Consider the following 15234-nt stretch of genomic DNA (forward strand, 5'->3'; position numbering starts at 1 on the left):
GTTCAGAGCGGCAGGCCGACCACGAACCGCGCGCCAAGCGGGTCCGAGGTGATGTCGGCCTCGGTCGGCCGAATGTTCTCGGCCCAGATCACGCCGCCATGGGCCTCGACGATTTGTTTCGAAATCGCCAGACCGAGCCCGGAGTGGTCGCCGAACTGCTGCACGGGACGTTCCGAATAGAAGCGGTTGAACACCTTGGTCAGGGCCTGTTCGGGAATGCCCGGCCCGGTATCCTCGACCACCACCAGCACCCGGTTGTCGCGTTTGCGCGCCCAGACCCGCACCGCATCGCCGGCCTGGCAGAAGGAAATCGCGTTGGTGATGAGGTTGACGAAGACCTGCGCCAACCGGCCTTCCAGCCCGTGCAGGACCACCGGTTCGCCCGGCAGGTCTGAAATGAACTCGATCTCATGCTTGCCAGCCGCTTCGCGGTGATACTCCACGAGATTGCCGAGCATGTGGATCAGGTCGAACTCGTCGGCTTCCTCTTTCACCAGCTCGGAGTCGAGCCGCGAGGCGTTCGAGATATCCGAAACCAGGCGATCCAGCCGCCGCACATCGTGGTCGATCACGTCCAAGAGGCGGGTGCGCTGATCGTCGGTCCGCGCCAGGCGCATGGTGCCCACGGCCGAGCGCAGCGAGGCCAGCGGGTTCTTGATTTCATGGGCCACGTCGGCGGCGACCTGTTCGTTGCCGTCGATCCGGTCATAAAGGGCAGCCACCATGCCGCGCAGGGCCGCCGACAGGCGCCCGATCTCGTCGGGCCGCCCCGTCAGGTCAGGGATGCGCACGCGGGTGGGGCTCATCTTGCGGGCATTCTTGTCGCGTCCAAGCTCGGCTGCAGCCGACAGGTCCGACAGCGGATTGGCGATGGTCGAGGCCAAAACCAGGCTCAACCCGATGGACACCAGAAGCGCCACGAAGAACATCTGGAGAATCTGCTCGCGTTCGGCGCGCACCAGTTGTTCGATCTCTCCGGCGGCGGTGGCCACGGCCACGACACCGACGATCTCCCCGTTTGCGCCCTCGATCGGCGCGGCGGCGAGAAACACCGCACCGGCGATGCCATTGCCTTCGTGCAGCACCGTGTCGCCCGCCAGCACGGCAGAGACCAGCGCACGCGCCTGGGTTTCGGTGCTGTCGGCCGCCAGCGGTGCGGGCGTTTGCGACAGGATCCCGGCAATGCCGTCCCACACCGTGTTGAGGAAATCGGTGATGACCAGCGACTGCCCCTCGTCCCCCTCGATCCCCGTCACCGGATTCGCGGCTTCGGTGCCCACGGTCTCGGTCGAGGCGACCAGCGTTTCATTGGGGGCAAAGACGTAAACATCCGCCCCGTCCGGCAGGCCGATGCGCGTCAGCACATCGACAGGGTCGAGCCCGTCGCCGGTCAGAAGGTTCGCGGGTGCCGTGCGCGGCAGCGCGGCCTCGAACACCTCGGCCACAAGCTGCGCCTCGCCTGCAAGCGCGCGTTCGCGCTGGTAGATCAGGCTGTCCCGGAACGGGTTGAGAAAGAGAACCCCTGCCACGAGCACGATCAACGCGAGAAGGTTGAACAGTACGATCTTGCGCGCCAGGGGGGAACGGTTCAGCGACATCAGCCCGCGACGCGCACGCGCATCACGCAACTCGGCTTCGACCGCCCCGGCGGGGCGGTCCCAGTCTTCGCCCAGAACGATCTGCGAGTCCTCGGACTCGCGCCGTTCCGATGGTCCGATGTCGGAGGCCAGTGTCATTTATTCTTCGTTGAACCTGTACCCGATACCGTAAAGCGTCTCGATGGCCGAGAAGTCGTTGTCGGCCTCGCGCATCTTCTTACGCAGACGCTTGATGTGGCTGTCAATGGTCCGGTCGTCAACATAGACCTGTTCGTCATAGGCCACGTCCATCAGCTGATCGCGGCTTTTGACGAAGCCGGGACGCTGAGCCAGCGCCTGCAACAACAGGAATTCGGTCACGGTCAGCGACACGTCCTTGCCATGCCACGTTACCGCGTGACGCAGCGGGTCCTTGGTCAGGGGACCGCGCACCATGACCTGGCTTTCCTCCGGCGAGCCGCCCGCGTCAGAGGCAATCGCCTCCTGCCGGCGCAGGATCGACCGGATCCGTTCAACCAGCAGACGCTGCGAGAATGGCTTGCGAACATAGTCGTCCGCCCCCATGCGCAGGCCCATCAGTTCGTCGATCTCATCATCCTTGGAGGTCAGGAAGATCACCGGCACCTGGCTTTTCTGGCGCAGGCGCTGCAGCAGGTCCATGCCGTCCATACGCGGCATCTTGATGTCCAGAACGGCCAGTTCCGGCATTCGGCGGGTGAACCCCTCCAGTGCGGATTGACCATCATTATAGGTTTCAACTTCAAATCCTTCCGCTTCCAGAGTCATGGAAACGGAGGTCAGGATATTCCTGTCGTCATCGACGAGTGCGATCCTCGACATGTTACTATGTCCTTATTCTGCCCGATTTGTTTTGTTTTTCGGTCATTCTCCTACACTTCGGGCAATGGAATCAATCTTTAAGTTGCGAATCGCCGCAACAGGTCTGGCAGATTTCCTACCAACACGGCCTTAAGGCAGCGCTAACGGGTGACTGAGCGGCGCTAACAGCGGGCAAAAAGAGCCTACTGGTTGCGCTAACTGTGCGATTGCGTCCTGTTCCGGTCCGAAAGCGCCATGCTATACGGCCCCTACCGTGGCGGCGTCGCCGCCCGCGAACCCTTGTGTTTCACCTAAGACGCCGGAGCGCTCCGGCGCAGGAGCTAGCAGAATGACCACAGGACGCGTGAACCCGGCCCAGACGCTGGAATCCCAAGGCATCTCCGGACTGGGCGCGGTTCACTATAACCTGCTCGAACCTGCCTTGATCGAGGCCGCCATTCGCAAGAACGAAGGCACCCTCGGGCAGGGCGGTGCCCTTCTGGTGACCACCGGCAAGTACACGGGCCGGTCCCCGAAGGACAAACATGTCGTCCGCACCGCCGCGACCGAAGACACGATCTGGTGGGAAAACAACGCGGACATGGCCCCCGAGGCGTTCGACCGGCTCTATGACGACATGCTGGCCCACATGACGGGTGGCGAATATTACGTGCAGGATCTTTTCGGCGGCGCTGACGCAGAGCACCGGCTCGACGTGCGGGTCGTGACCGAACTGGCCTGGCACGGGCTGTTCATCCGGCACCTGCTGCGCCGTCCCTCTGCGGAAGAGCTCGACAGCTTCGTGCCGGAATTCACCATCATCAACTGCCCCAGCTTCAAGGCAGACCCCGCGCGCCACGGCTGCCGCAGTGAAACGGTGATCGCGCTCAACTTCGACCGTAAGCTGATCCTGATCGGCGGCACGGAATACGCGGGCGAGAACAAGAAATCGGTCTTCACGCTGCTCAACTACATCCTGCCGGGCAAGAACGTGATGGCCATGCACTGCTCGGCCAACCATGCCGTCGGCAATCCCCATGACGCGGCCGTGTTCTTCGGCCTGTCGGGCACCGGCAAGACCACCCTTTCGGCCGATCCCGGCCGCGTGCTGATCGGCGATGACGAACATGGCTGGTCCGACAAGGGCATCTTCAACTTCGAAGGCGGCTGCTACGCCAAGACCATCAACCTGCGCGAAGAAGCCGAGCCGGAAATCTACGCCACCACCCGCAAGTTCGGCACGGTGATCGAGAACATGGTCTTCGATCCGCGCACCAAGGAGCTTGACTTCGACGATGACAGCCTGACCGCGAACATGCGCTGCGCCTACCCGCTGGAGTATATCTCCAACGCGTCGGACACCGCGCTTGGCGGCCACCCCAAGAACATCGTCATGCTGACCTGCGACGCCTTCGGGGTTCTGCCCCCGATCGCCCGGCTGACGCCCGCGCAGGCCATGTATCACTTCCTGTCGGGCTTCACCTCGAAGGTCGCCGGAACCGAGCGCGGCGTGACCGAGCCCGAGCCCACCTTCTCGACCTGCTTCGGCGCCCCCTTCATGCCGCGCCGCCCCGAGGTCTACGGCAACCTGCTGCGCGAAAAGATCGCCCATCACGAGGCCACCTGCTGGCTGGTCAACACCGGCTGGACCGGCGGCGCCTACGGCACCGGCAGCCGGATGCCGATCCGCGCCACCCGCGCGCTGCTGACCGCCGCGCTGGACGGCTCGCTCAACGAGGGTGAATTCCGCAAGGATCCGAATTTCGGCTTCGACGTGCCGGTGGCCTGCCCCGGCGTGGCCGAGGTCCTGCTCGATCCGCGCCGCACCTGGGACGACAAGGACGCCTACGATGCACAGGCCGCCAAGCTGGTGCAGATGTTCGCCGACAACTTCGCCCAGTATGTGCCCTTCATCGACGATGACGTGAAGGCTGCCGCGATCTCCTGATCGCGCGACATCTCTGACAATCTGGCGCGCCGCTCAATCGAGTGGCGCGTTCAGTGTCGTGCCCGGCACGATGATCCCACCCCGGTTGCCCACCTCGGTCGTGCCGTAGCGCTCGGCAAAGCAGGGTGGCAGGTCCCGGTCCCCCGGCAGCGACAGCCAAAGGCGCAGCAGGTGGCGCCGCCGCTCGGGCTCGGGCCAGTCGGTGAACCCCGTGCGGTCATGCAGTTGCGCATGGTTGTAGACGAACTGCATGTCGCCCGGTTCCAGCCGCATCCGGAAGTTCAGTTCCGGGTCATTGGCCAGCGCATCGAAGAGATCGAGCGCCTCCACATGCGCTTCGGTCAGCCGCATCGCCCCGTCAAATCGCTGCGCGCTGTCGATATATTGCCGCTGGTAGAACACCGTCAGCTTGCCCGCGTGCCAGCTCAGCGGCGGGATCTCCATCCAGGGCTTCATCCCCTCGGGCACCTCGCCACGCCGATCCGTTGCAATGGGGTCGAACAACAGCGCCAGCAGGTCGGGCCGCTGCGCCCGCATGCGGTTGTAGATCGTCTCGGCGCTGACCAGCAGGCTGTCGCCGCCCTCCCGGGCATTGCGGATGCACAGAAGGCCCACCACGTCGGCGCTGTCGGTGTGGAAGGTCTGGCGCGCGGCGGTCTGGTAGATCCGCGTATTGGGGTCCTTCGGGTCCGCGCCCAGGTTACGCACATGGCCCAGCACATGCCCCGCCGCGTTCTGCGACCGCGCGCTGCCGATATGCGCCCCGATCCCGCAAAAGATGGTCGCTGCCATCCGCTGATCGTATCGCGCGATCGGCAAGCCCCGGATGACCTCGACGCCATTGCCCGCCAGCATCTTCTCGCGCAGCGCCGCCACCTTGTCCGCGAAGCGCCCAAGCGGGAACTCCGCTGCCGTGATCTGGCCCAGTTCCCCCCCTCTGGCCAGGAACCCGGCCGCCGCCGTTTCAAGCTCGGCGATGTCGGCAGCATCCAGGCAATGAATCCATTGCTCCGGCGCGGCCGCCATCTCGGCGCCGATCCAGGCCCCGGGGCCCTCGATCCGCTCCGGCAGGTCCTTCAGGTCTATGGCCATGACTGTTCTCCCTCTCCCGCCGCGAGGTCACACGAAAAAGGCCCGCCGCACAAGGTTCAGGCCCGCGATCAGCAGCACGAAGAGCGTGGCGCGCAGGAACTGGCTGCGATCCAGACGGTCCTGCAACTTGAACCCCAGCCACAGTCCGGCGAAGGCGGGCAGCAGCATGAGAACCGAGAACGGAATCGTGTCGGCATTCAGCACCCCCGACCGCAGATGCGCGCCGAACAGGATCAGATTGCCAAGGAAGAACATCAGCCCCTGAAGCCGCACCGTTTCCTGTTTCTCGGTATCGAGCGACACCAGGTAGGCAACCGTGGGCGGACCGAACACGGCGGAAAATCCCCCCAGCACCCCGGCCAGCGTGCCGAACAGAACCGTGGCCAGCCCGCGCCGATGCGCCGGCACCCGGATCGGCACCCCTATCAGCTGAAGCGCCGAATAGATCGCCACCGGAATGCCGATAATGGCGAAGAAGGCCCATTGCGGCACCGCCAGCACCACCTGCGCCGAGGCCACCATGACCCCCAGGCCGATGAGGACAAAGGGCCAATGCGCCTGCAGGGATCCCAGCGCCGGGCCCAACCCCTGTCGCAGCGCCTGCCACATGTTGGTTAGCAGCGCGGGCAGCAACAGGGCCGCAAGGGCGATCTGCGGCGGCAGGATCGCGCTCAGACCAGAAATCATGATCAGCGGCAGCGCAAAGCCGACCGTGCCCTTCACGAAGCCCCCAAGAAAGGTGATGGCCAGCGACGCGGCAAGGATGGTCAGGGGAAGGGTCTCCAGAACGGCGCCCATTGGCGGTGCTCTCCTGTCAGTGGCGTCCCCGCTCTACCCCAGCGACCCGCTCCATGCGAGTGCAATCCCTTCCTTCTTCTTTGTGAAAATACTCCGGGGGTCCGGGGGCAGCGCCCCCGGGGCATTTTCCGCGGCGGAAAATGGTCCGCGATCCGCCGCGGATCGCGCGGGTCGGCGCGCGCAAGGCGCGCGGCGACCCGGATTTCGTCTGCACCCCCGGTGTACGGGGGGTGTACGAGGGGTGCACAGGGGGCACCCCCCCTCCCCGCGCTTAGCGCTGCGACATTTTTTGTCCAGAAAATATTCCCAGACGAATTATTCTTGCGCTGCACCTGCGAAGTGAATATCACTGCACCTGCGAGAAAGACCGGAGAGATTCCATGCCGCATGACGGAGCGCCCATGCCCACAGATTCGCCCGAGGCCATTCTGCTGCCCGACCTTCTGACCCTCACCGCGGCGGCCGTTGCCCCGGCCGAGACCCTGCTTGACACAGCCACTGCCCGCCTGCGCCAGACGGTCAGCGTGGATGGCCGCGTATCCGCCCGGAAACTTGAGGAAAACCAGGTGGCTGCCCACGGTCTGTCCTGGCTTGCCACCTATGTCGAATCGTTGCGCCAAATGCAGGCCTGGGCCGAACGGCTCACCGCTGACGGCAAGTTCGGCGAGACCGAGCAACTGCTTCACCAGATTGCCTTTGGCGAGTATCTCAGCCAGATCCACGGCGGCATTCCCATGAGCCAGGGCGAGATTCTGCGCCCGCAAGATATCGGCCTCACCCACGATGACCGCCGCGCCCTGATGACGCCCGAGATCGAGCGCCTGACCGCCAGCGGAAACACCCAGGCCGCGCGCTCGCGACTCGTTGAAATCATGCAGGAAATCGCGGGTTCCGACACGGTCGGGGCAACCGGTCTCGACGAAGAGCTCGAGATGATCCGCGACCAGTTCGCCCGCTACGCCCGCGAACGCGTGGAACCCAATGCACATGAATGGCACCTCAAGGACGAGCTCATTCCGATGGAGATCATCGAAGAGCTCGCCGAAATGGGTGTCTTTGGCCTCACCATCCCCGAAGAATTCGGCGGCTTCGGCCTGTCGAAGGCCTCCATGGTCGTGGTCTCCGAAGAGCTCAGCCGTGGCTATATCGGCGTGGGCTCGCTTGGCACACGGTCGGAGATTGCCGCCGAGCTGATCATCTGCGGCGGCACCGACGAACAGAAACAGGCCTGGCTTCCCAAGCTTGCCAGCGGGGAGATCCTGCCCACCGCCGTCTTTACCGAACCCAATACCGGCTCCGACCTCGGCAGTCTGCGCACCCGCGCCGTCAAGACCGACGAGGGTTGGGAAATCACCGGCAACAAGACCTGGATCACCCATGCCGCGCGCACCCACGTGATGACGCTGCTGGCCCGCACCGATCCGGACACGACCGATCACCGGGGCCTCTCCATGTTCCTGGCCGAGAAGACCCCCGGCACCGACGACAACCCCTTCCCGACCCCGGGCATGACCGGCGGCGAGATCGAGGTTCTGGGCTATCGCGGCATGAAGGAATACGAGCTTGGCTTCGACGGCTTCAAGGTGAAGGAGGAAAACCTTCTGGGCGGCGAAACCGGACAGGGTTTCAAGCAGCTGATGCAAACCTTCGAGTCCGCCCGCATCCAGACCGCCGCACGCGCCATCGGCGTGGCACAGGCCGCGCTGGATGTGGCCATGCAATACGCCATTGACCGCAAGCAGTTCGGCAAGTCGCTGATCGAGTTTCCCCGCGTCTCCGGCAAGCTGGCCATGATGGCTGTGGAAATCATGATCGCCCGCCAGCTGACCTACTATTCCGCCTGGCAAAAGGACCACGACAAGCGCTGCGACCTCGAGGCCGGGATGGCCAAGCTTCTCGGCGCCCGTGTGGCCTGGGCCGCAGCCGATAACGGTCTGCAGATCCACGGCGGCAACGGTTTTGCACTGGAATACAAGATCTCCCGCATCCTGTGCGACGCGCGCATTCTCAACATCTTCGAGGGTGCCGCCGAAATCCAGGCGCAGGTGATCGCCCGCAGGCTTCTGGGCTGACCCTCACCAGTTCAGTCCAGATCGCGGCCCGCCCCTCCCGGCGGGCCGTTTCTGTTCTTGGCGGTCTATTCCGGTTTGCAGATCTCGCCTGCCCCGATCGCCCGCAGCGTGCGCAGCACCAGCCCCGCGATGATCGCGGCCAGCACCGCCAGCAGGGCCAGCCCGATGGCCTGATGCGCCGCCGACCCGGCCGCACCAGCATAGACGAAGCTTGCAATGGTGACGGCCGCGAAAGGAAAGCTCAGCGCCCAGAAAGACAGGGCGAAAGGCAGACGGATGATGCGGGGCAACTGCACCGCTACCAGCAAGGTAAAGAAGTAGGCCGCGTTGAGCAGGATCAGGCCGAACGGACCCACCCCTTCCGTCAGGCGCACCCAGGCCACGAAGGCAACCGCAGGCGGCGCGATCAGGATGACCAGCGTCGGTTGCAGCCGACCCGGCAGCGGGTCGTGGAAGACCAGCCGATTGATGACCAGCGTCAGCAGCACGATCCAGAAAATCAGCCCGACCGACATGAAATACCAGCTCAGATCGGCATAGCCCAACTGGCTGCCTGCGATCGGCACGATCACGTTGCCCACGGCGGGGATGAACCAGGCCGGAGATAGGTGGCCGTGCAGGAAGGCCCTGGTGCCGATCCACCCCGACACGACGGCAATGGTGAGAACAGCTTGCAGCCCCGCCCCGATCAGCCAAAGGACCTCGGCCAGCGCGTCGGACCTGCCAAGGCTTGCCGTGGCCAGCAGCAGTAGCGAAATGGAGATAGCGGGAAAGAAAGCCAGCTTGACCGGGTGCTGCCACTCCGCCTTCACCGCGGCCCCATGGCGCAGCGCCTTGGCGGCGTAGAAGCCCGTGATGACAAGGAATACCGCACCCGTCACGTAATAGGCGATGTCAGAGGCCAGCGCGTCCATCTCCAGGGCGCGCTCTGCCGCGTGCAGCGCCAGGGTCAGGCCCGAAAGGCCCATGACGATCGCAAAGAAGGTGACGTGGAAATGTTCCAGCCGCGTGGCGGTTTGGGGGGCGGTATCGGTCATGCGGGGTACTCTCCTGGGCTGGCGTCACGGGGAACTTGTCCCCGTCAACTACACGCCAGACCTGCCCCCGCACATGACCCAAGTCAATCTGTCAAAGCACATCAGGCACCTTGGCCATTTCCGCACAGGTCCCAGCCCGGCCCCGCAACAGGGACCGGGTGGGGCACGCCCCGATCAGCAGGGGCGCACGTCTACGCGGCCGTCCGCGCGCTTGTAGGCGCATTGGCCGGTCTGGTTGTTGCGGGCCACTTCGGCACCGATGGCCGCACCGGCCAGGGTCGCCACCGCGGTCCATCCCGTATTCGCATCGAAGAGGTCTGCCAGGATGAATGCCCCGGCCGCGCCGATGAAGGCTCCGGTGTAAATCTCCTGTTCCTGCTGCGTGCAGGTCGCACCGGCGAGGGCAATGACACAGGCTGAAATCGCAAGATACTTACGCATGAGGAATCTCCTTCCCTGGTTGCGCATCTGTTTGAGAATGCCAACGAAGGCTATCAGCCCCACGAAATCGTGTCTTGATCTGGCGCAAACCAGCCGGACTCTGGCAAGGACCCGCCTGCGCCCTTGAAGGAGCCCTCGTGCCACGCCCTAACCGCGCCCTCGTCCTGATCGCCCTTGTCCTGCTGGCAGGCTGCCTGCGGGACGAAAGCGCGACCGGCTATGCCGGGGGTCTTTGGCAGCTGCGCCAGCTGTCCGGGCAGCCCCTGTCCCATCCGATCACGCTGGACCTCCGCGAACGCGGGCAGGTTTCGGGCATGGGCCCCTGCAACCGCTACCGCGCATCGCTCGACGTGCCTTACCCTTGGTTCGGCCTTGGGCCGATCCAGCACACCCGCGCGGCCTGCCCGGAGCTTTTGCAGGAGGAGGCCTACCTGGCATTGCTTGAGCGCATGAGCTTCGCGGAAGTGTCGGGCCCCGTCCTGATCCTGTCCAACGAGGCCGGCGAACGGCTCGACTTCCATCGGGCTCAGCCCTGACGGTGCAACCGGTCGACAAAGCGCTGGCGCGCGGCGGGCAGTGGTTTGTCCCCAAGCGAAGGGACCAGGTGGGCCGACAGGAAATGCCCGGTCACGCCAAGCCCTGCCAGGATATCGCCCATGGGGGCATGCGGCTGCCCCAGAAGGCTGCCCGGCAGCGGCAGCAGGCGGTCCGCCCAATCCCCTGCGCCTTCCGCTGTCACGGCCCGGCCCGTGCGCGGCGAGACATGGGCCAGGCCCTCCCTCCGCCCGGTCACGGCGCAGCTTTCCAGGTCCAGCCCGAACCCCATCTCGTCCAGGAGCGCCAGTTCCCATCTGAGATAGGCGTAAGGCCAGCGCTCGGCCCCCAGGGCGTCGAGCAGGGCGACCGACCGGTCATAGAGCGCCGGGTGCGGCTCCCGCTCGGGCAGGCAGAAAGCCAAAAGCGCACAAACGGAAGACAGCCCCGCCAGCGCGGCCGCATCGCCAAGCGCGTCACCCGCGCGGGCGCCAAGTGGTTCCACCGTGTAGGCGCCGATGTGGTCCTCCAGCCGCGCGCGCCAGGTCAGGTCAAGCTGTGCCCCGGGCTGAAGGATGGGCGCCATGCGCCGACCACCGCCGCCGCGCACGACGCCCGCGTGGCGGCCATGCGCCGCCGTGAACACTTCGATGATCGCCGCGCTCTCGCCATGCTTGCGCATGGTCAGCAGAACGCCCTGGTCGCGCCACTCCATGACTTGATCCTAGCGGGAGGCGGAGCCGATCCAAGCGAAAAGACAGCGGCCGCGGTCCGCCGCCATAAGGGGCCCCTTGTCCGTGGCAACGCGGCCCGACGAGGCCCCCGCAGCTGCGGGGGTTGAGGAGGGGCGCCCCACGGTCGGATTGCGCAGCAATTCGACCCGGTCTCAGGTCAGGCCCGGTTCATCGAGCAGGTGGCGCCCCGCCCGGTCCTCGACCTCGATCACCCAAAGGTCGGGGTCCATCTGCCGCTGACGGCGCACCGAGCCATCCACCTCGGCCTCGTCGCCTTCGCTCAGCACCATCCAGGCCCGTTCGCCGGTCATCAGGTCGAAACTGCGCTGGAAGAGCCGCGCCTTTCCGTCGAGCGTCGCCAGCTTGACCAGCACAGCGCCGCCGGTGTCATCGCCATGAGCGGTGACATAGGCCGGGATATCGACCAGCCGCAGTCGCGCCAGGTAGGCTTTCACCCAGAACTCGGTCGTCAGACGCATGCACAGCCTTTTTTTCTTTCTTTGAACCCTGAGCCGGCCCCGTTCGACAGACGGGGGTGGGAAAAGTACAGGGAGTTCAGAGTATCATGCAATTCAGACCATCCAAGCTGTCATGGGTGCTTATCGTGGCGCTGATCGGGCTCAACCTCCTGGTGCTGAGCGGCACCATGACTGGCATCCTGCCAGAGGTGATCCGGCTTGCCGTGGCGGTGGCCTCGATTTTCAGTCTTGCCCAGGACTGGTGGCGCGCCCGCGAAGAACGGAACAGCCAGTGATTTCGACACTTGGCCATAAGGGACCGGGGCAGGCCTAGTTGCCGTCCCGGAAATCAAGCCCCATCTCGGAATAGCGCTCGGCCTCGTCCAGCCAGTTCGGGCGCACCTTGACCTGCAAGAAGAGGTGCACCTTGCGGCCCAGGAACTCTTCGAGTTCCGCCCGTGCAGCCTGGCTCACGGCCTTGATGGTCTCGCCCTTCTTGCCCAGAAGGATGCCCTTGTGCCCGTCGCGGGCCACGTAGATCACCTGGTCGATCCGGGCAGACCCGTCCTTGCGTTCCTCCCAGGCCTCGGTTTCCACCGTCAGCTGGTAGGGCAGTTCCTGGTGCAGCCGAAGGGTCAGCTTCTCGCGCGTCATCTCGGCAGCGATCATGCGCATGGGCAGATCGGCGATCTGGTCCTCGGGGTAGAGCCAGGGCCCCTCGGGCAGACACTCTGCCAGCCAAAGCCGCAGATCATCGACGCCATGGCCCTTCTCGGCCGAAATGAGGAAGGTTTTCTCGAAGCTGAAGGCCTCGTTCATCTGTTGCGTCAGGGCCAGCAGGTCCTCGGCTTTCACCCGGTCGATCTTGTTGATGGCCAGCGCCACGCGGCGTCCCTCGGCCCGCTCGGCCAGGCCGTCCAGGATGGCCTGGACCCCGTGGGTCAGGCCTCGGTGCGCCTCGATCAGCAGAACCACGAGGTCGGCATCCGCCGCCCCCGTCCAGGCCGCGGCGACCATGGCCCGGTCCAGCCTGCGGCGCGGACGAAAGAGCCCCGGCGTATCGACGAAGACGATCTGGCTTTCGCCCTCGATTGCAACGCCCCGGATGCGTGCGCGCGTGGTCTGCACCTTGTGTGTCACGATCGAGACCTTAGCCCCGACCATGCGGTTGAGCAGGGTCGACTTGCCTGCATTGGGTTCCCCGATCAGGGCAACGAAGCCTGCGCGTGTGGTCATCTTCTCGTCATTCCTCTTGAATGGGGCGTGCGACGGGCAAGGGGCCACCCGGCCCGTTGCCCCGCTTACCCCGCGCTGTCCAGCCGGGCCAGCATGGCCTTAGCCGCGGCCTGTTCCGCCTGCCGCTTGGAACTGGCCTCGGCCCGGGCCGTTGCGCCGGTTTCCATGCGCACCTCGACCGTGAAGACGGGCGCATGATCAGGGCCGGTGCGGCCGACCTCGACATAGGCCGGCGGCGGCATCCGGCGCGCCTGCGCCCATTCCTGAAGCGTGGTCTTTGCGTCACGGGCATCGGCCTCGACCTTCGAGACCCGTTCACCCCAAAGCCGCAGGATCACGTCACGCGCGGCCTCGTAGCCCGCGTCGCGGTAGACGGCGGCGATCACCGCCTCCATCGCGTCGCCCAGAAGGGCATGCTTGCGCCGCCCCCCGGTCTTCATCTCGGACTTGCCCAGTTTCAGCACCGCGCCAAGGTCGATCTCGCGCGCCACATCGGCGCAGGTTTCCTTGCGCACCAGCGCGTTGAAGCGCGGGGCCAGCTGGCCCTCGGGCGCCTCCTTGTCCTGCTCCAGAAGCGCCTCGGCCATGACCAGGCCAAGCACCCGGTCGCCCAGGAATTCCAGCCGCTGGTTGTCGGGCCGCGTGGGCGCGGACAGCGACGAATGCGTAAGCGCCCGGATCAACAGATCGGGGCGCTCGAACGCATGACCGAGGCGGTCACTGAAAGCTATGAGATCCTTGGCCAGCTTCACTCGATCGCCCGGAAGAAGCGGTCGGCGCGCCAGGTCCAGAAATAGACCATCCGTTCGCCGGCGGAAGAGAACATGATCCGGTCGGCCCGGCCGATGATGTTTTCGTAAGGCACGAAGCCGACGCCGCCGATGGACTGCGGGAAGCGGCTGTCCTGGCTGTTGTCGCGGTTGTCGCCCATCACGAAGTAATGGCCCTCGGGCACCGTGAAGACGGGGGTGTTGTCGCCGAAGCTGCCATCCTCGATGTTCAGCACGGAATGGCTGACACCGCCCGGCAGGGTTTCGGTGAAGCGTTCCTTCTCGCACTCACCGCCCAGGCCAACGGGCGCGTTGGAACAGCGCGGGCGGTGGCCGATCGGGCCCTGCGGCTCGAAGGTCTCGACGAAGGGATCCTGCGGCTCCAGCGAAGCGGCGACGAATTCACCGTTGGTGCCGGTTTCCCGGTCATATTCGCTGATGTAGAGCACCCCGTCGCGCATCTGGATGCGGTCACCCGGCAGGCCGATCACGCGCTTGATGAAATCGGTGTTGTTGACCGGATGACGGAACACCACCACGTCGCCGCGCTCGGGTTCCGACCCGAAGATGCGGCCCGAGAAGGGGCACATCGCAAACGGGCAGGAATAGCGCGAATAGCCATAGGCCATCTTGTTGACGAAGAGGAAATCGCCGATCAGCAGCGTGTCTTTCATCGACCCCGACGGAATCCAGAACGGCTGGAAGAACAGCGTGCGGAACACGCCCGCGATCAGAAGGGCATAGATGACCGTCTTCACGGTTTCCCAGATGCCGTCCTTTTTCTTGGCTGCTGCTGCCATGGCTTCCTGCCTCTTTCTACACGCCCACACGGGGTTCTCACATGATCGGTTGGGGCCTGAGAGTCAAGCGAGCGAGCGGCCCGGCGCCGAGGGCGGCATGGGATACCACGCCATGCCCTCGGGATAGGCGTAGATCACGACGAAAGCCTGCGCCCAGGGCATGTCGTCGGTCAGGCTGACATGGATCGCGGCCTCCATCCCCTCGGGCGTCATCGACTCCAGCCGCTCGCGCGCCCAACCGGTGACATGCATGATGGGCTGGCCGGTGTGCAGGTTGGTCACCGCCATGTCGCGCCAGGCGATGCCCATGCGCAGGCCGGTGCCAAGCGCCTTGGAGCAGGCCTCTTTCGCGGCCCATCTCTTGGCATATGTGGCCGCCGGGTTCTGGGTGCGTTCGGCGCGCCGCTGCTCGACCTCGGTAAAGACGCGGTTGCGAAAACGGTCGCCGAAGCGGTCGAGCACGCCGCCGATCCGCTCGATATTGGCCAGGTCCGTGCCGACGCCCAGGATCATTTGCTGGCCCCTGCCCCGCCGCCCGTCTGGCTGGCATTCGCCGTCACGGTGCCCGTTGCCTGGTTCACCACGAGGCTCAGAACTCCGGGAAGCGGGTTCACGCTGTCGGGGCTCCAGAAGCCGACAGGCACGGTGACGCTCAGCCCGATGGCCGCGTCATAGCTGGCCTCGACCCCGTCCATGTAAAGCGCGCCGAAGCCAAGGCTTCCCTCGCGCGAGATCAGCATGCAGTCCTGCCATTGCTCATCGGGATGCGGATAGGTGACCATGACGTGATAGCTGCCGCCTGCCGGTTCACCGACATCGAGCGCGATGACCCGGATGGCACCATTGGCATATTCGCGGATCGTCTCGGCATAGGGGCCATAGGTGTTGCGGGCATTG

At 65.2% G+C, this 15234-nt stretch carries 17 protein-coding genes; 4 read left to right on the top strand and 13 right to left on the bottom strand.

Features of this window, described 5'->3' with window-relative positions:
• Window positions 1–2 precede the first annotated feature (2 nt).
• Window positions 3–1736, bottom strand: coding sequence for a sensor N-terminal transmembrane domain-containing protein (locus tag ACEQXV_RS21035; RefSeq protein ID WP_370270816.1), 1734 nt, complete (start codon window positions 1734–1736; stop codon window positions 3–5).
• Window positions 1737–2438: a response regulator transcription factor gene (locus ACEQXV_RS21040; RefSeq protein ID WP_370270818.1), complete on the bottom strand. Its 702-nt coding sequence runs from the start codon at window positions 2436–2438 to the stop codon at window positions 1737–1739.
• Between the two features lie 328 nt (window positions 2439–2766).
• Here ACEQXV_RS21040 and ACEQXV_RS21045 point away from each other — a divergent pair, with 328 nt between their 5' ends.
• Entirely contained in the window at window positions 2767–4365 is a 1599-nt protein-coding gene (locus ACEQXV_RS21045) for a phosphoenolpyruvate carboxykinase (protein ID WP_370270819.1), read from the top strand.
• Between the two features lie 33 nt (window positions 4366–4398).
• On the opposite strand, the gene ACEQXV_RS21050 is transcribed toward ACEQXV_RS21045, so the two are convergent.
• Window positions 4399–5457, bottom strand: coding sequence for a TauD/TfdA family dioxygenase (locus ACEQXV_RS21050; RefSeq protein WP_370270820.1), 1059 nt, complete (start codon window positions 5455–5457; stop codon window positions 4399–4401).
• A gap of 27 nt (window positions 5458–5484) precedes the next feature.
• A complete protein-coding gene (locus tag ACEQXV_RS21055; RefSeq protein WP_370270822.1) occupies window positions 5485–6255 on the bottom strand; it encodes a TSUP family transporter in 771 nt (256 codons plus the stop codon).
• 380 nt (window positions 6256–6635) lie between these two features.
• On the opposite strand from ACEQXV_RS21055, the gene ACEQXV_RS21060 reads away from it, so the two are divergent.
• The gene (locus tag ACEQXV_RS21060) at window positions 6636–8327 is read left to right on the top strand and encodes an acyl-CoA dehydrogenase family protein (protein ID WP_370270823.1); all 1692 of its coding nucleotides are present in this window, start codon (window positions 6636–6638) and stop codon (window positions 8325–8327) included.
• Between the two features lie 65 nt (window positions 8328–8392).
• Here ACEQXV_RS21060 and ACEQXV_RS21065 read toward each other — a convergent pair whose 3' ends face one another.
• Both ACEQXV_RS21065 and ACEQXV_RS21070 read right to left on the bottom strand, forming a co-directional pair.
• The gene (locus tag ACEQXV_RS21065) at window positions 8393–9364 is read right to left on the bottom strand and encodes an SLAC1 anion channel family protein (protein WP_370270824.1); all 972 of its coding nucleotides are present in this window, start codon (window positions 9362–9364) and stop codon (window positions 8393–8395) included.
• 174 nt (window positions 9365–9538) lie between these two features.
• On the bottom strand, window positions 9539–9805 hold the full coding sequence (locus tag ACEQXV_RS21070; protein WP_370251371.1) for a glucose-6-phosphate isomerase: 267 nt from the start codon (window positions 9803–9805) through the stop codon (window positions 9539–9541).
• Window positions 9806–9942: 137 nt separating this feature from the next.
• Between ACEQXV_RS21070 and ACEQXV_RS21075 the strand changes: the two genes are divergently transcribed.
• Window positions 9943–10341: an META domain-containing protein gene (locus tag ACEQXV_RS21075; RefSeq protein ID WP_370251372.1), complete on the top strand. Its 399-nt coding sequence runs from the start codon at window positions 9943–9945 to the stop codon at window positions 10339–10341.
• Here the strand turns inward: ACEQXV_RS21075 and recO are convergent.
• Together recO and ACEQXV_RS21085 are read right to left on the bottom strand one after the other, a co-directional pair.
• Window positions 10332–11054 (bottom strand): DNA repair protein RecO, encoded by a 723-nt coding sequence (gene recO / locus ACEQXV_RS21080; RefSeq protein ID WP_370270826.1) that lies wholly within the window; start codon window positions 11052–11054, stop codon window positions 10332–10334. The genes ACEQXV_RS21075 and recO overlap by 10 nt on opposite strands.
• Window positions 11055–11225: 171 nt before the next feature.
• Window positions 11226–11552, bottom strand: a complete 327-nt coding sequence (locus tag ACEQXV_RS21085; RefSeq protein ID WP_370250983.1) for a DUF1491 family protein — start codon at window positions 11550–11552, stop codon at window positions 11226–11228.
• Window positions 11553–11638: 86 nt separating this feature from the next.
• Here ACEQXV_RS21085 and ACEQXV_RS21090 point away from each other — a divergent pair, with 86 nt between their 5' ends.
• Window positions 11639–11827: a hypothetical protein gene (locus ACEQXV_RS21090; protein ID WP_370250984.1), complete on the top strand. Its 189-nt coding sequence runs from the start codon at window positions 11639–11641 to the stop codon at window positions 11825–11827.
• Window positions 11828–11861: 34 nt separating this feature from the next.
• Here the strand turns inward: ACEQXV_RS21090 and era are convergent, their stop codons facing one another.
• The 5 genes from era to ACEQXV_RS21115 form a co-directional block, all read right to left on the bottom strand.
• On the bottom strand, window positions 11862–12767 hold the full coding sequence (gene era, locus ACEQXV_RS21095) for a GTPase Era (RefSeq protein ID WP_370250985.1): 906 nt from the start codon (window positions 12765–12767) through the stop codon (window positions 11862–11864).
• 65 nt (window positions 12768–12832) lie between these two features.
• Window positions 12833–13519 carry a ribonuclease III gene (rnc, locus tag ACEQXV_RS21100; protein WP_370250986.1) on the bottom strand — a complete coding sequence of 229 codons (687 nt, stop codon included), beginning with the start codon at window positions 13517–13519 and terminating at the stop codon, window positions 12833–12835.
• On the bottom strand, window positions 13516–14337 hold the full coding sequence (gene lepB / locus ACEQXV_RS21105; protein WP_370250987.1) for a signal peptidase I: 822 nt from the start codon (window positions 14335–14337) through the stop codon (window positions 13516–13518). Before lepB ends, rnc begins: the two co-directional genes overlap by 4 nt.
• 63 nt (window positions 14338–14400) lie before the next feature.
• Window positions 14401–14850, bottom strand: a complete 450-nt coding sequence (gene acpS / locus ACEQXV_RS21110) for a holo-ACP synthase (RefSeq protein WP_370250988.1) — start codon at window positions 14848–14850, stop codon at window positions 14401–14403.
• Window positions 14847–15234, bottom strand: a 388-nt coding sequence (locus tag ACEQXV_RS21115; RefSeq protein ID WP_370270827.1) for a hypothetical protein, incomplete at its 5' end; no start/stop codon positions are given. The genes ACEQXV_RS21115 and acpS, both read right to left, overlap by 4 nt.

Origin of the sequence: Nioella sp. (genome assembly GCF_964229645.1) — a bacterium.
Classification (GTDB): domain Bacteria; phylum Pseudomonadota; class Alphaproteobacteria; order Rhodobacterales; family Rhodobacteraceae; genus Nioella.

Coding starts and splice junctions, on each gene's coding strand:
- ACEQXV_RS21035 (WP_370270816.1), bottom strand. CDS start 1,736: ATGACACTGGCCTCCGACATCGGACCATCGGAACGGCGCGAGTCCGAG.
- ACEQXV_RS21060 (WP_370270823.1), top strand. CDS start 6,636: ATGCCGCATGACGGAGCGCCCATGCCCACAGATTCGCCCGAGGCCATT.
- ACEQXV_RS21045 (WP_370270819.1), top strand. CDS start 2,767: ATGACCACAGGACGCGTGAACCCGGCCCAGACGCTGGAATCCCAAGGC.
- ACEQXV_RS21070 (WP_370251371.1), bottom strand. CDS start 9,805: ATGCGTAAGTATCTTGCGATTTCAGCCTGTGTCATTGCCCTCGCCGGT.
- ACEQXV_RS21055 (WP_370270822.1), bottom strand. CDS start 6,255: ATGGGCGCCGTTCTGGAGACCCTTCCCCTGACCATCCTTGCCGCGTCG.
- ACEQXV_RS21065 (WP_370270824.1), bottom strand. CDS start 9,364: ATGACCGATACCGCCCCCCAAACCGCCACGCGGCTGGAACATTTCCAC.
- ACEQXV_RS21050 (WP_370270820.1), bottom strand. CDS start 5,457: ATGGCCATAGACCTGAAGGACCTGCCGGAGCGGATCGAGGGCCCCGGG.
- recO (WP_370270826.1), bottom strand. CDS start 11,054: ATGGAGTGGCGCGACCAGGGCGTTCTGCTGACCATGCGCAAGCATGGC.
- lepB (WP_370250987.1), bottom strand. CDS start 14,337: ATGGCAGCAGCAGCCAAGAAAAAGGACGGCATCTGGGAAACCGTGAAG.
- ACEQXV_RS21040 (WP_370270818.1), bottom strand. CDS start 2,438: ATGTCGAGGATCGCACTCGTCGATGACGACAGGAATATCCTGACCTCC.
- acpS (WP_370250988.1), bottom strand. CDS start 14,850: ATGATCCTGGGCGTCGGCACGGACCTGGCCAATATCGAGCGGATCGGC.
- era (WP_370250985.1), bottom strand. CDS start 12,767: ATGACCACACGCGCAGGCTTCGTTGCCCTGATCGGGGAACCCAATGCA.
- ACEQXV_RS21085 (WP_370250983.1), bottom strand. CDS start 11,552: ATGCGTCTGACGACCGAGTTCTGGGTGAAAGCCTACCTGGCGCGACTG.
- ACEQXV_RS21090 (WP_370250984.1), top strand. CDS start 11,639: ATGCAATTCAGACCATCCAAGCTGTCATGGGTGCTTATCGTGGCGCTG.